Origin of the sequence: Acidovorax sp. HDW3, from assembly GCF_011303755.1 — a bacterium.
GTDB lineage: Bacteria > Pseudomonadota > Gammaproteobacteria > Burkholderiales > Burkholderiaceae_C > Paenacidovorax.
In genome coordinates, this window is sequence record NZ_CP049885.1 from 2,021,967 (window position 1) to 2,034,910 (window position 12,944).

General features: G+C 67.5%; 12 protein-coding genes. 5 read left to right on the forward strand and 7 right to left on the reverse strand.

Going from position 1 to position 12,944, the window contains the following annotated elements:
• Window positions 1–7: 7 nt before the first annotated feature.
• Both G7045_RS09220 and G7045_RS09225 read right to left on the reverse strand, forming a co-directional pair.
• Complete coding sequence (locus G7045_RS09220; protein ID WP_166159356.1) at window positions 8–1,411, reverse strand: efflux RND transporter periplasmic adaptor subunit; 1,404 nt, start codon at window positions 1,409–1,411, stop codon at window positions 8–10.
• 91 nt (window positions 1,412–1,502) lie between these two features.
• A complete protein-coding gene (locus G7045_RS09225) occupies window positions 1,503–2,276 on the reverse strand; it encodes a TOBE domain-containing protein (RefSeq protein ID WP_240919196.1) in 774 nt (257 codons plus the stop codon).
• 94 nt (window positions 2,277–2,370) lie between these two features.
• On the opposite strand from G7045_RS09225, the gene modA reads away from it, so the two are divergent.
• From modA to G7045_RS09250, 5 genes are all read left to right on the forward strand, one after another.
• The gene (gene modA, locus G7045_RS09230) at window positions 2,371–3,156 is read left to right on the forward strand and encodes a molybdate ABC transporter substrate-binding protein (protein WP_166159358.1); all 786 of its coding nucleotides are present in this window, start codon (window positions 2,371–2,373) and stop codon (window positions 3,154–3,156) included.
• A 92-nt stretch (window positions 3,157–3,248) separates the two neighbouring features.
• On the forward strand, window positions 3,249–3,926 hold the full coding sequence (gene modB / locus G7045_RS09235) for a molybdate ABC transporter permease subunit (RefSeq protein ID WP_166159359.1): 678 nt from the start codon (window positions 3,249–3,251) through the stop codon (window positions 3,924–3,926).
• Window positions 3,923–5,008: a molybdenum ABC transporter ATP-binding protein gene (gene modC / locus G7045_RS09240; protein ID WP_166160416.1), complete on the forward strand. Its 1,086-nt coding sequence runs from the start codon at window positions 3,923–3,925 to the stop codon at window positions 5,006–5,008. The genes modB and modC overlap by 4 nt, the downstream gene beginning before the upstream one ends.
• A gap of 201 nt (window positions 5,009–5,209) precedes the next feature.
• A complete protein-coding gene (locus G7045_RS09245) occupies window positions 5,210–5,824 on the forward strand; it encodes a TRAP transporter small permease subunit (RefSeq protein WP_166159360.1) in 615 nt (204 codons plus the stop codon).
• 21 nt (window positions 5,825–5,845) lie between these two features.
• A complete protein-coding gene (locus tag G7045_RS09250) occupies window positions 5,846–7,642 on the forward strand; it encodes a TRAP transporter large permease subunit (RefSeq protein ID WP_166159361.1) in 1,797 nt (598 codons plus the stop codon).
• Window positions 7,643–7,660: 18 nt separating this feature from the next.
• Here G7045_RS09250 and G7045_RS09255 read toward each other — a convergent pair whose 3' ends face one another.
• The 5 genes from G7045_RS09255 to xseB form a co-directional block, all read right to left on the reverse strand.
• The gene (locus G7045_RS09255; protein WP_166159362.1) at window positions 7,661–8,524 is read right to left on the reverse strand and encodes an alpha/beta fold hydrolase; all 864 of its coding nucleotides are present in this window, start codon (window positions 8,522–8,524) and stop codon (window positions 7,661–7,663) included.
• Between the two features lie 98 nt (window positions 8,525–8,622).
• Window positions 8,623–9,705 (reverse strand): TRAP transporter substrate-binding protein, encoded by a 1,083-nt coding sequence (locus G7045_RS09260; protein ID WP_166159363.1) that lies wholly within the window; start codon window positions 9,703–9,705, stop codon window positions 8,623–8,625.
• An 87-nt stretch (window positions 9,706–9,792) separates the two neighbouring features.
• On the reverse strand, window positions 9,793–11,691 hold the full coding sequence (dxs, locus tag G7045_RS09265; RefSeq protein WP_166159364.1) for a 1-deoxy-D-xylulose-5-phosphate synthase: 1,899 nt from the start codon (window positions 11,689–11,691) through the stop codon (window positions 9,793–9,795).
• 71 nt (window positions 11,692–11,762) lie between these two features.
• The gene (locus tag G7045_RS09270; protein WP_166159365.1) at window positions 11,763–12,677 is read right to left on the reverse strand and encodes a polyprenyl synthetase family protein; all 915 of its coding nucleotides are present in this window, start codon (window positions 12,675–12,677) and stop codon (window positions 11,763–11,765) included.
• Window positions 12,662–12,892 carry an exodeoxyribonuclease VII small subunit gene (gene xseB, locus G7045_RS09275; protein ID WP_166159366.1) on the reverse strand — a complete coding sequence of 77 codons (231 nt, stop codon included), beginning with the start codon at window positions 12,890–12,892 and terminating at the stop codon, window positions 12,662–12,664. The genes G7045_RS09270 and xseB overlap by 16 nt, the downstream gene beginning before the upstream one ends.
• Window positions 12,893–12,944 lie beyond the last annotated feature (52 nt).

Genomic DNA, 12,944 nt, shown 5'->3' on the forward strand with positions numbered 1-12,944 from the left:
GCCGGCCTCAGTGCGCGGCGGCCGGGGCGGCAGCAGGGGCGCTGCGCAGGCTGCGCATGAATGCCTTGCGCTCCTCGGGCCCCATCTTGGCGAGTTTTTCGCGCTGCTCGGGCGTGAGGTTTTTCATCACTTCGGCGCGGCGCGCGCTCGCCTGCTGCGCCGCCTGCGCGGCCTTGTCGGCGGCGGCCTGGGCGTCGATCACCTGCACCTTGGCCCCCTCGCGCAGGCGGTCAAGGCCATCGGTCACCACCTGCGCGCCCTCGGGCAGGTCGCCCTGCACGGCCACCCGCTCGCCGTCCACGGCGAGCGTGCGCAGGCGCCGCTGGGTCACCGTGCCGTCGTCCTGCACCACATACACGGCGTTGTTTTGCAGCGCCGCCGCCGGCACCGTCAGGGCCTGCGCCAGCAGATCGAGCTGCAGGCGCACGTTGACGAATTGGTTGGCGTACAACTGCCCATCTTCGTTGGCAAAAGCGGCCTTGATCTTGACCGTGCCGGTGGCCACGTCCACCGCGTTGTCGATGGCGCTGACCTCGCCCTGCGCCAGCAGCGTTTTATTGTCTTTGTCCCACAGCTGCACGGGCACGGCAGCGCCCTGCGCCCGGCGTGCACGCAGCGCTGGCAAATGGGCTTCGGGCACGGCGAACAAGGCGTCGATCGGGCGCACCTGGGCGATGCTGACCAGGCCAGCGGCGTCGCTGGGGTTGAGCACGTTGCCCAAATCCGCATTACGCAGGCCCAGACGGCCCGCAATCGGCGCCGTGATGCGGGTATAGCTCAGCTGCAACCGGGCATTGGCCAGCTGCGCCTGGTCTGCCGCCACCTGGCCCTGGTACTGGCGCACCAGCGCCGCCTGGGTATCGACCTGCTGCCCGGCAATCGAGTCCTGCGCCTGCAGCTGCTGGTAGCGCTGCAAATCGAGCTCGGCGTTTTTCAAAAGCGCCTGGTCGCGCTGCAGGCTGCCCTGCAGCTGATCGACGCTGGCCTGGTAGCTGCGCGGATCAATTTGCGCCAGCAGCTGCCCGGCCTTGACCTCCTGGCCTTCGCGCAGGTGCAGCGCCGTCAATTCCCCGGCCACCTTGGTGCGCACCACCGCCGTGGCGCGGGCATTCATGGTGCCGATGGCGGACACCAGCACAGGCATGTCGCGCCGCTGCACCAGGCCCACCGACACCGGCTGCGCCTGCCCACCTCCGGCCCCCGGCGGCCCGCCAAATGGCCCCCCAGGCCCGCCAAAGCCCCCCGGGCCACGCGCCGCCGTGGTACTGGGCGTGCTGCGCTGCTGCCACCACACCGCGCCCCCCAAGGCCAGGGCCGCCGCAATCAACACCAGGGGCAACGCCTTGCGCCCGCGCTGGCGCGCAGCAGAAAAGGGACGAAACGGACGCGAAAAAGAACAGGCAGCAGGCATGACGGCGGCAGTGCGAACACGAAAGCGCCAATGGTAGCCAGCACCACAGCCCGCCCGGGGCAGAGGGCGGGTCTTTTACCGCCGCTTTACATCAACCCGGCACCGCCAGCACCAGGGCCGACTCGTCCACCTGCAGCCACAGGCGCACGCCCTCGGTCAGGCCACTACCCGCTGGCGCAAAGCCCACCATTTGCACACCGGCGTCCAGCTCGGCTGCCACCTCGTCGCCCGCCGGGCCCTGCGCCAGGCGCCGCACCCGCCCAGGCCAGCAGTTGCTGCTGCCCGGGGCCGGCGCCTGCAGCAGCGCCTGCACCGCCGTCGCCTTGCACAGCGCCAGCAGCGCCAGGCCGGGCGCCAGGCCGAGCAGCTCGGCGCTCTCGTGCGTGATGCGCGCCACCAGCTGCAGCGCCGGCGCCTGCGCGCCCTGCAGGTGCACGCGCACCAGCGGGCCGTCGGCCTGCAGGGCCTGCACCAGCACCGGCCATTGGTTGCGCATACTGCTGCGCCAGCCCAGGCGGGCAGCAGCACTGCCCTGGCCACCAGCGCCTTGCAGCCGCGCCAGCACCTCGGCGCGCGCCTGCGCCATGGCGGCGTGCGCGACCAGCAGGGCGTGGCCGGCGTCGGTCAACAAGGCGCCGCCACCGCCAGCGCCGCCCACGGCACGCTCGACCAGCGGCACGCCGGCGAGGTTGGTCAGGGTATCGAGCGCCTGCCAGGCCGCCTTGTAGCTGATGCCGACGGCGCGCGCTGCTTGCGAGATGGAGCCGCCCGCGCCAATTTGGCGCAGGATGTCGATGCGCTTGTCCGCGCTCTCGTGGCCCAGGGCCTGGGCGTAGGCCAGGCCAGAAGACGGTGATGACTGCATGGCCGCCATCATGCCCAAAATTACAGAAATTCCGGGAGAACCCTGGCTATACTCGCTCGCTATTCAAACTCGGAATAACGAAAGGATGCCTCCCATGCCCGCTTTCCCGCCTGCCTTTCTACCCGCTGCTCTGCGCCCCCTCTCCCGCGCCGCTCTGCTGTGCTGCGCACTGTGCACCCTGGGCGCCCAGGCGGGCGAAGTGGCGGTGGCGGTGGCCGCCAACTTCACCGCGCCGATGCAAAAAATCGCCGCCGATTTTGAAAAAGACACCGGCCACAAAGCACAGCTGTCATTTGGCGCCACGGGCAAGTTCTACGCCCAGATCGCCAACGGCGCGCCCTTTGCCGTGCTGCTGGCGGCCGACGATGCCACCCCGGCAAAAATCGCCAAGGAGGGCCTGGGCGAGGCCAGCAGCCGCTTTACCTACGCCATCGGCCAGCTGGTGCTGTGGAGCAAGCAGCCGGGCTACGTCGATGCCGATGGCAAGGTGCTGCACAAAACCGACTGGCAGCACATCGCCATTGCCAACCCCAAGCTCGCGCCCTACGGCGGCGCCGCCATGCAGACCCTGGACAAGCTCGGCCTGGCGCAGCAGGTGCAGGCGCGCATCGTGCAGGGCGAGAACATCGGCCAGACCTACCAGTTCGCCGCCTCGGGCAACGCCGAGCTGGGCTTTGTCGCCCTGTCGCAGGTGATGGAAGACGGCAAGCTGCGCGCCGGCTCGGCCTGGGTGGTGCCCGAGAGCCTGCACGACACCATCCGCCAGGACGCCATCTTGCTCAAGCCCGGCCACGACAACCCGGCGGCCAAGGCGCTGCTGGAGTACCTGCAGGGCGCCAAGGCGCACGCCGTCATCCAGGCTTACGGCTATCGATTTTGATAGCACCTCACGCTTTATGGGTGCGGTTTACCGGTACATTTTGCCCATAAACCCGCATCCATCAAGCGCTACCAGCTAGCAAAACAAGAGCAATGCCCACGCTTGCGGCCGACGACTGGGCCGCCATCCTCCTCACCCTGCGCCTGGCGGGCACGACCACGCTGCTGCTGTTGGTGCTGTGCACGCCGCTGGCCTGGTGGCTGGCGCACACGCGCTCGCGCTGGCGCGGGCCGATCGGCGCCGTGGTGGCGCTGCCGCTGGTGCTGCCGCCGACGGTGATCGGCTTTTACCTGCTGGTGCTGATGGGCCCGAGCGGCCCCATCGGCGAGCTGACGCAGGCGCTGGGCTGGGGGCGGCTGCCGTTCACCTTTGCCGGGCTGGTGGTGGGCTCGGTGGTGTATTCGCTGCCCTTTGCCGTGCAGCCGCTGCAGCGCGCCTTCGAGGCCATGGGGCCGCGCCCGCTGGAGGTCGCGGCCAGCCTGGGCGCGGGGCCGCTCGACCGCTTCTTCACCGTCGCCCTGCCGCTGGCGCGCCCGGGCTTCATCACGGCAGCGGTGCTGACGTTTGCGCACACGGTGGGCGAGTTTGGCGTCATCCTCATGCTCGGGGGCAACATTCCGGGCGTGACGCGCGTGGTCTCGGTACAAATTTACGACCACGTCGAGGCCATGGAGTACGCCCAGGCGCACCACCTGGCGGGCGGCATGGTGGCGTTTGCCTTCATCGTCCTCATGCTGCTGCAGTGGCTGCAGCCCAAGGCAGCGCGATGAGCAGCGGCGGCGCCATCCTGGCACGGCTGCAGCTGGCGCGCGCCGATTTTTCCCTCGACGTCGATCTGCAGCTGCCGGGCCAGGGCGTGACGGCGCTGTTCGGCCCCTCGGGCTGCGGCAAGACGACGCTGCTGCGCGCCCTCGCCGGGCTCGAACGCGGCCAGGGGCGGGTGCAGGTCAACGGCGCCCTCTGGCAGGACAGCGCCAGCGGCCACTGGCTGCCCACGCACCGGCGCCAGCTGGGCTATGTGTTCCAGGAGGCGAGCCTTTTTCCGCACCTGAGCGTGCAGCGCAACATGGAATACGGCCTGCGCCGCCTGCCCGCCGCGCGCCGGCGCGTGTCGCTGGAGCAGGCGGTGGAGCTGCTGGGGCTGCAGGCGCTGCTGGCGCGTGCGCCGCACACGCTCTCGGGCGGCGAGCGCCAGCGGGTGGCGATTGCGCGCGCCCTGGCCGCCAGCCCCGCCATGCTGCTCATGGACGAGCCGCTGGCCGCCCTGGACGCGGCGCGCAAGGCCGAGCTGCTGCCCTACCTGGAGCGGCTGCAGCGCGGGCTCGACATTCCACTGCTCTACGTCAGCCACGCCAGCGACGAGGTCGCGCGCCTGTCGCAGCACCTGGTGCTGCTCGAACGCGGGCGCGTGCGCGCCCAGGGCGCCACGGCCGATCTGCTGGCACGCCCGGACCTGCCGCTGGCGCACGAGGGCGGCGCCGCCACCCTGGTACAGGCGCGGGTGTGCGCACACGACAGCCGCGACCAGCTGCTGAGCGCCGCCTTTGCCGGCGGGCTGCTGCACCTGGTGCACACCCAGCCGCCGCCGCTGGGCAGCGAGGTGCGCCTGCGCGTGCTGGCGCGCGACGTCAGCCTGGCGCGCAGCCGCCCGCAGGACAGCTCCATCCTCAACCTGCTGCCGGTGCGCATCACCGCCCTGGCCCCCGACAGCCCGGGCCAGCTGCTGGTGGCGCTCGACGCCAGCGGCACGGCGCTGCTCGCGCGCATCACCGAACGCTCGGCCCGCGTGCTGCAGCTGGCCGTGGGCGAGACGGTGTTCGCCCAGGTCAAGGCGGTGGCGCTGGTCGATTAGTCCGCCCCCGTAATAACCCTCGGTGCTACGCTTTTACAAGCGCCTCGCGCTTGATGGACAAGCCTTTGAGGCGGTTTTGCTCTGTCAGCCAGACGTTATTTTGCTGCGTACAATGGCCCGCTTCCCGCGCCGGCGGCTGGCTGCGCCCTCCTTCTCCTGCGGGCCAGCGCTGCGTTCTGGCCGGGCTTTTTTGGAGACACCATGCAGGCGCTTTTATCCCTGTCCCGGGCCATCGACAGGCTCAACGCGTTCGTCGGCAAATACAGCATCTGGCTGATTTTTGCCGCCACCTTCGTCAGCGCCGCCAACGCCATCGTACGCAAGGTGTTCGACACCAGCTCCAACGCCTTCCTGGAAGTGCAGTGGTACCTGTTCGCCTGGTCGTTCCTGATTGCTGCCGGCTACACCCTCTTGCAGCGCGAGCATGTGCGCATCGACGTACTCAACAGCCGCCTATCCAAGAAAACCCAGGTCTGGATCGACATCCTGGGCTTTGCCTTCTTCCTCACGCCGCTGTGCCTTGCCATTTTGTGGCTGAGCGTGCCCGAGGTGCTGCAAAAAATCCAATCGGGCGAGATGTCGGGCAACCCCGGCGGCCTGATCCGCTGGCCGGTGTGGGTGGCCATTCCGGTGGGCATCACGCTGTTGATGCTGCAAGGCTGGTCGGAGCTCATCAAGCGCATCGCCTTCCTCGCTGGGCAAGGGCCTGACCCCATGGGCCGCCTGGGCGAGAAAACCGCCGAGGAAGAACTGCTCGAAGCCCTGCGCGCACAAGAAGCCCAAAAATCCACCCCGGCCCCCAAGGCCCAGCACTGAGCGCGGCCGGAGAGCGACACCATGGAATTCATCACCACCAACTACGCCCCCCTCATGTTTGCGGGGCTGATCTGCTTTTTGCTGCTGGGCTTTCCGGTGGCCTTCAGTCTCGGTGCCTGCGGCCTGGCCTTTGGCTTTTTGGGCATTGAGCTGGGCATTTTCCCGGCCTCCGTCATGGCCTGGCTGCCCCAGCGCCTCATTGGCATCATGGCCAACGACACGCTGCTGGCCGTGCCCTTCTTCACCTTCATGGGCTTGATTCTGGAACGCTCGGGCATGGCAGAGGACTTGCTCGACACCGTCGGCCAGGTCTTTGGCCCGGTGCGCGGCGGCCTGGCGCTGGCGGTGATTTTTGTCGGCGCGCTGCTCGCTGCCACCACCGGCGTGGTGGCGGCATCGGTCATCTCCATGGGCCTGATCTCGCTACCCATCATGCTGCGCTACGGCTACGACCGCAGCCTCTCCAGCGGCGTGATTGCGGCCTCGGGCACGCTGGCGCAGATCATTCCGCCCTCGCTGGTGCTCATCCTCATGGCCGACCAGCTCGGCAAGAGCGTGGGCGAGATGTACAAGGGCGCCTTCATCCCCGGCTTCATGCTCATGGGGCTGTACGTGCTGTGGGTGGTGATTGTGGCCATCGTCAAGCCCGCCGCCGTGCCCGCGCTGCCGCCCCAGGCGCGCATCTACCGCGAGGCCGACGGCAGCGGCGGCTACCTGTCGCTGACGGTGGTCATGGGCATTTCCACCGCCGTGGCGCTGTTCTTGGCGGCGCACATGGCCGACGTGCACACCTGGTGGCAGGGCCACGAGGTGCTGGAGGTGCCGACCGACGAGAAGGTCGTCACCGCCATGTGCGGCGGCACGGCGATTGCCTTCGTGCTCGCCAGCATCAACCGCGTGTTCAAGCTCGGCCTGCTCTCGCGCCTGGCCGAGCGCGTGACCTTTGTCCTCATCCCGCCGCTGCTGCTGATTTTCCTGGTGCTGGGCACCATCTTTTTGGGCATTGCCACCCCCACCGAGGGCGGTGCCATGGGCGCGATGGCGGCACTCATCATCGGTTTTGCACGCGGGCGCCTGAACATGAAGCTGCTGCAACAAGCCCTGGGCTCGACCACGCGGCTGGCGAGCTTTGTCATGTTCATCATGATTGGCGCCACCACCTTCAGCATGATCTTTCAGGCCGCCGATGGCCCAAAGTGGGTCGAGCACCTCATGGCCAGCCTGCCCGGCGGCCAGGTGGGCTTTCTGATCGTCGTCAACCTGATGATCTTCTTCCTCGCCTTCTTCCTCGATTATTTCGAGCTCTCGTTCATCGTCGTGCCGCTGCTCGGCCCCGTGGCCGACAAGATGGGCATTGACCTGATCTGGTTTGGTGTGCTGCTGGCGATGAATATGCAAACCTCGTTCATGCACCCGCCGTTTGGCTTTGCGCTGTTTTTCCTGCGCAGCGTCGCGCCCGAAAAGCCCTATGTGGACCGCGTCACGGGCCAGACCATCGCCCCGGTGACGACGATGCAAATCTACAAGGGCGCCATCCCCTTCGTGCTGATTCAGCTCGTCATGGTCAGCACCTTGATTGCCTTCCCCGGCATCGTCACCGGCAGCCTGGATAAAAAGGTCGAGGTCAATATGGAGGCGGTGGGCAACCAGCTCCTCGATGAGCTGCAGAACGACCAGGGTTACGGCGAAACCCCCATCGAAGCCAGCCCGCAGGCCGCGCCAGAAGTCGCCCCTGAGGCCACTCCCGAAGCCGCCCCCGCCGAAGACGATCCACTCAAGGCGCTGCAAGACGCCGTGCAGCAGCAGCCCAAGCCCTGATCGACCGCGCGCTGCGCGCTACGCCGGCGCTGCCAGGCTGCCAAACCAGCCCAGCGCCTCCTGCCAGCAAGCCTGGGCCTGGGGCCGGAAGTAGCCCATGTGGCCCACCTGCGTGCCCAGCAGGCGCGGGTCGATCTCCTTGCGCTGCAGCGGCGCGCCGCTGTAGCCCCGCACAAAGGCATCGCGCGAGGCAGGCAACGCCCAGAGGTCATCGAGGGCATTGGCAGCCACGATGGGCGTGCGCACCTGGGCATAGCGCTGCGCCAGGTCGGGCAGCTGCGGGTCGTCAAAGAAAAAATGCGGAAACTGGCACCAGCGGCGCCACTGGTGAAACACGTCCCTCGGCAAATCTTCGCCCAGGCCCAGCATCCGCCAGGGGCAGTAGCCCTTGCTCCAGGTCAGCAGCGGCAGCACCACGCGCCACATGGTGAGCACGCGCAGGCGCTCGCCCCGGGGCATGTAGCCGTGCCAGCCGGCGCCCAAGCCAAACAGATAGCAGCCCGCGAGCTTGTGGTGGTTGGGCAGCAGCCCCAGGGCATGGCCACCAAATGAATGGCCCACCAGGTACAGCGGCACATCATCGACCGCCAGCGCATCAACCACGGCCGCCAAGTCCTGGCGCCCCCAGTCGAGCATGTCCATGCGAAAACCGCGCAGCCGGGGCGGGCGCGATTGGCCCATGCCCCGGTAGTCAAACGTCACCGTCTCAAAACCCTGGGCGCTGGCAAACTCGGCAAAGCGCCGGTAAAAGCCTTGCGGCACGGCGGTTGCGCCAGCCACCACCAGGCGCCCGCGCAGGGGCGCCTGCGCTGCAAAGCGCTGGCCCGCCAGGCGGTAGCCATCGGCCGCCACAAAGTTCAAAGCAAGGGAGGAAGCGTGCACAACGGCCTTTCTACTTGGGATAGCACCACGCGCGGCACAAACAACAACGCCCGCAACCCCAGGGGCTGCGGGCGTTGGCCCGGCAGCGTTGCCTAAATTTAAATCTTGACGCTGTTCATGTACTGGTTGAACGGGTACTCCGAGAAGCGATTCCACAGAATCTGGTCACGCTGAAAGGCACGCATGTCCTGGTGGATTTTCTTGAACTCGGGCGACTTGGCTTCGTGCTCGGCAAAAACTTCCATCGAAGCCTTGAAACCCGCATCCATCAAGCTCTTGGGGAAGGCTTTGAGCTGGGTCTTGTTGGCCACCAGGCGTTTGAGCGCCAGGGGGTTGAGCGCCTGGTACTTGCTCGTCATGTCGGCCGAAGCAACACGCGTGGCGGCGTCCAAGATCGCCTTGTTCTGCGCCGACAGGGCGTTGTATTTCTTGAGGTTGATGAAGAACTCCAAATCGGCACCACCCTCCCACCAACCAGGGTAGTAGTAGAAGGGGGCCACTTTGTTGAAGCCCAGCTTTTCATCGTCGTAGGGACCGACGAACTCGGCCGCGTCGAGCGTGCCTTTTTCCAGTGCCTGGTACACGTCGCCCGCAGGCATGTTCTGCGACACCACGCCAAGCTTGGCCATGGCCTCGCCAAACACGCCGCCGCCCAGGCGCATCTTCAGGCCCTTGAGGTCTTCCGGGCCCTTGATTTCCTTGCGGTACCAGCCGCCCATCTGCGTCGTGGTGTTGCCGGCGCTGGCGGTCTTGAAGTTGTATTTTTCAAAGAAGGCGTCAAGCAGCTTGCGGCCGTTGCCGTGGTCTTTCCAGGCCGACATTTGCAGCGGCGTAAAGCCAAAGGGCACGGCGCAGCTGAAGGCAAAAATAGGATCCTTACCCGTGAAGTAATAGGCCGCCGTGAGCGAAATATCGATGGTGTCGCCCTGCAGCGCATCGACCACGCCAAAAGCGGGCATCAGCTCACCCGCCGGATGCACCGAGATTTCAAACTTACCGCCCGAGAGCGCCTTGACGGTTTCCGACAGCTTTTCGGCGCTGCCAAAAATGGTGTCGAGCGACTTGGGAAAGCTCGCCGCCAGGCGCCAGCGCACCGTTTCCTGGGCATGTACGGCTGGGGCCACGCCTGCGGCCAACACGCCGGCGATACCGGCGTTTTTGATGAGAGAGCGACGATCCATGACAAGGGTCTCCTGTGTCGTTATAAAAAACCGGCCACCGCTTGGCAGTGGCCGCGCGCATTGTAAAAAGCCTCTATGCCGCCGCGCTTACAACGCGCCCCCGGACAAACCAGCAAAGCGGGCCCGAATGGCCGCCTCGATGCCCGCAGCGTCCAGCCCCTGCAGCGCCAGCAGTTTGGCCGGGTCGCCGTGCTCGATGAAGGCGTCGGGCAGGCCCAGCTGCAGCACCGGCAGGGAGACGCCGGCAGCGTTGAGCGCCTCGCACACCGCGCTGCCCGCGCCGCCCTGGATGCAGCCCTCTTCCAGCGTCACCAGCGCGTCGTGCGTGGCCGCCAGCTGCAGCAGCAGTTCGGTATCGAGCGGCTTGGCCCAGCGCATGTTGGCCACGGTGGCGTCCAATTTTTCTGCCGCCGCCAGCGCCGGGTACAACAGCGTGCCAAAGGCCAGGATGGCGATGCGCGGCCCGGCGCTTTCGCCTTGGCACTCACGGCGCACTTCGCCCTTGCCGTAGGGCAGGCCCTCCAAACCCTCCAGCGGCGCCACACCGGCACCGCTGCCACGCGGGTAGCGCACGGCCACGGGGTAGTTTTGCGCGTAGGCGGTAGAGAGCAGCTGGCGGCATTCGCGTTCGTCGGCCGGGCAGGCCAGGGCCATGTTGGGAATGCAGCGGATGAAGGCGATGTCGTAGGCGCCGGCGTGCGTGGCGCCGTCCGCGCCCACCAGGCCGGCGCGGTCCAGGGCAAAGACCACGGGCAGGTTCTGCAGCGCCACGTCGTGGATCAGCTGGTCGTAGGCGCGCTGCAAGAAGGTGGAGTAGATGGCAACCACGGGCTTCACGCCCTCGCAGGCCAGGCCGGCGGCGAAGGTGACGGCGTGCTGCTCGGCAATGCCCACGTCGTGGTAGCGCGCGGGAAAGCGACGGTGAAACTCGACCATGCCCGAGCCCTCGCGCATGGCCGGGGTGATGGCCACCAGGCGCGCGTCCTGCGCCGCCATGTCGCACAGCCACTGGCCAAACACCTGGGTAAAGGTTTGTTTGGCGGGCGTGGCCGGGGCCACCAGGCCCACGCTGGGATCAAACTTGCCCGGGCCGTGGTAGGCCACGGGGTCTTGCTCGGCGAGCTTGTAGCCCTGGCCCTTCTTGGTGACCACGTGCAGGAACTGCGGGCCCTTCAATTCGCGGATGTTCTCCAGCGTCGGGATGAGCGAGTCGAGGTCGTGGCCGTCGATGGGGCCGATGTAGTTGAAGCCGAATTTCTCGAACAGCGTCGCCGGCACCACCATGCCCTTGGCCTGCTGCTCCAGGCGCTTGGCGAGTTCGAGCAGGGGCGGCGCGTTTTTGAGCACGTTCTTGCCCACGTCGCGCGCCTTGGCGTAGAACTGGCCGCTCATGAGCTGCGCCAGGTAGCGGTTGAGCGCGCCCACGGGCGGGCTGATGCTCATGTCGTTGTCGTTGAGGATGACCAGGAGGCGCGCATCTTCCTGCACGCCGGCGTTGTTCAGCGCCTCGAAGGCCATGCCCGCCGTCATGGCGCCGTCGCCAATGATGGCCACGCAGTGGCGGCTCTCGCCTTTTTGCCGCGCCGCCAGCGCCATGCCCAGGGCGGCGGAGATGCTGGTGGACGAATGCCCGGTGCCAAAGGTGTCGAACGCGCTCTCGTCGCGGCGCGGAAAGCCCGAGACGCCGCCCAACTGGCGCAGCGTGCCCATGCGCTCGCGCCGCCCGGTGAGGATTTTGTGCGGGTAGGTCTGGTGGCCCACGTCCCACACCAGGCGATCGTGCGGGGTGTTGAAGACGTGGTGCAGGGCGATGGTCAGCTCCACCGTGCCGAGGTTGGAGCTCAGGTGACCGCCGGTTTTGGCCACGCTGTCGATGAGGTAGGCGCGCAGCTCTTGCGCCAGCTGCGGCAGTTCATGGCGCGCCAGGCGGCGCAGCGCAGCGGGCTCGGTGACGCGCTCAAGCAGGGGGTAGGTCTGGGTGGACATTTACTATCTTTTTGATAGCTACTCACGCTTATTCAATAAGCGTTAGCGGCCTAAAACACTTCAAAATTTCGTCAATGCGAGCGGTGCACCACGGCCTGCGCCAGCGCGGCCAGGGCCTGGGTGTCTTGCAGGCCGCTGGCATCGAGCGCGGCCTGCGCCTGGCGCAGCAAATCATCGGCGTAGGCGCGGGCGGCGGGCAGTCCCAGGAGCGACACGTAGGTGGGTTTGTCGTTGGCCGCGTCCTTGCCTGCCGTCTTGCCCAGGGTGGCCGAGTCCTGCGTCACGTCCAGAATGTCGTCCACCACCTGGAACGCCAGGCCCAGCGCCGCGCCGTAGGCCGCCAGCTGCGCCTGCGCCTGGGCACTGGCCGCGCCGCAGGCTGCGCCCATCGTCACGCAGGCTTGGAGCAAGGCGCCGGTTTTCAGGCGGTGCATGTGGCGCAGCTCGGCCTCGGTCAGTGCCAGGCCGACGCTGGCCAGGTCGATCGCCTGCCCGCCCGCCATGCCGTGCACGCCCGAGGCCTGCGCCAGCAGCCGGCACAGGCGTGCCTGCACGGCGGGGGCGATGGCGGCGTCGTCGGGCACCAGCAGCTCAAAAGCCAGCGCCTGCAGCGCGTCGCCCGCCAGCAGCGCCTGCGCCTGGCCGAACTGCACGTGCACCGTGGGTTTGCCCCGGCGCAGCAGGTCGTTGTCCATGCACGGCATGTCGTCGTGCACCAAAGAATAGGCGTGGATCAGCTCCACCGCGCAGGCCGCGCGCAGCGCTGCTGCCGCCTGGCCGCCCACGGCCTGGCTGGCGGCAAGCACCAAGAGCGGGCGCAGGCGCTTGCCCCCGCCCTGCACGGCGTAGCGCATGGCGGCGCCCAGATCGGCGGGCGCCTCTTGCGGCATCCACTGCACCAGCGCGGCCTCGACCTGCGCCAGCTGCTGCGCCGTCCAGGCCGAAAGATCAAACAAAGAAGCCGAAGAATTCACTGTGCTGTCCATGCGTGCGCCATCCCTTCATCGAGCACCTGAATCTGCGCCTGCACCGCCTGCAACCGGGCGCGGCAAAAATCGAGCAAAAAAGCGGCGCGCTGGTAACCGGCGAGCATCTCGTCGAGCGGCAGCTGGCCGGCCTCGATACGGGCCACGAGTTGTTCCAGCTCTTGCTGCGCTGCTTCGTAGCTGGCGGGGGCAGCTGGGGCGGTGGCCTTGGGCATGGTGCAAAAGGGGGGCGAGGGGGTGAAAACGGGCGATTTTAGGCGCAGCCCA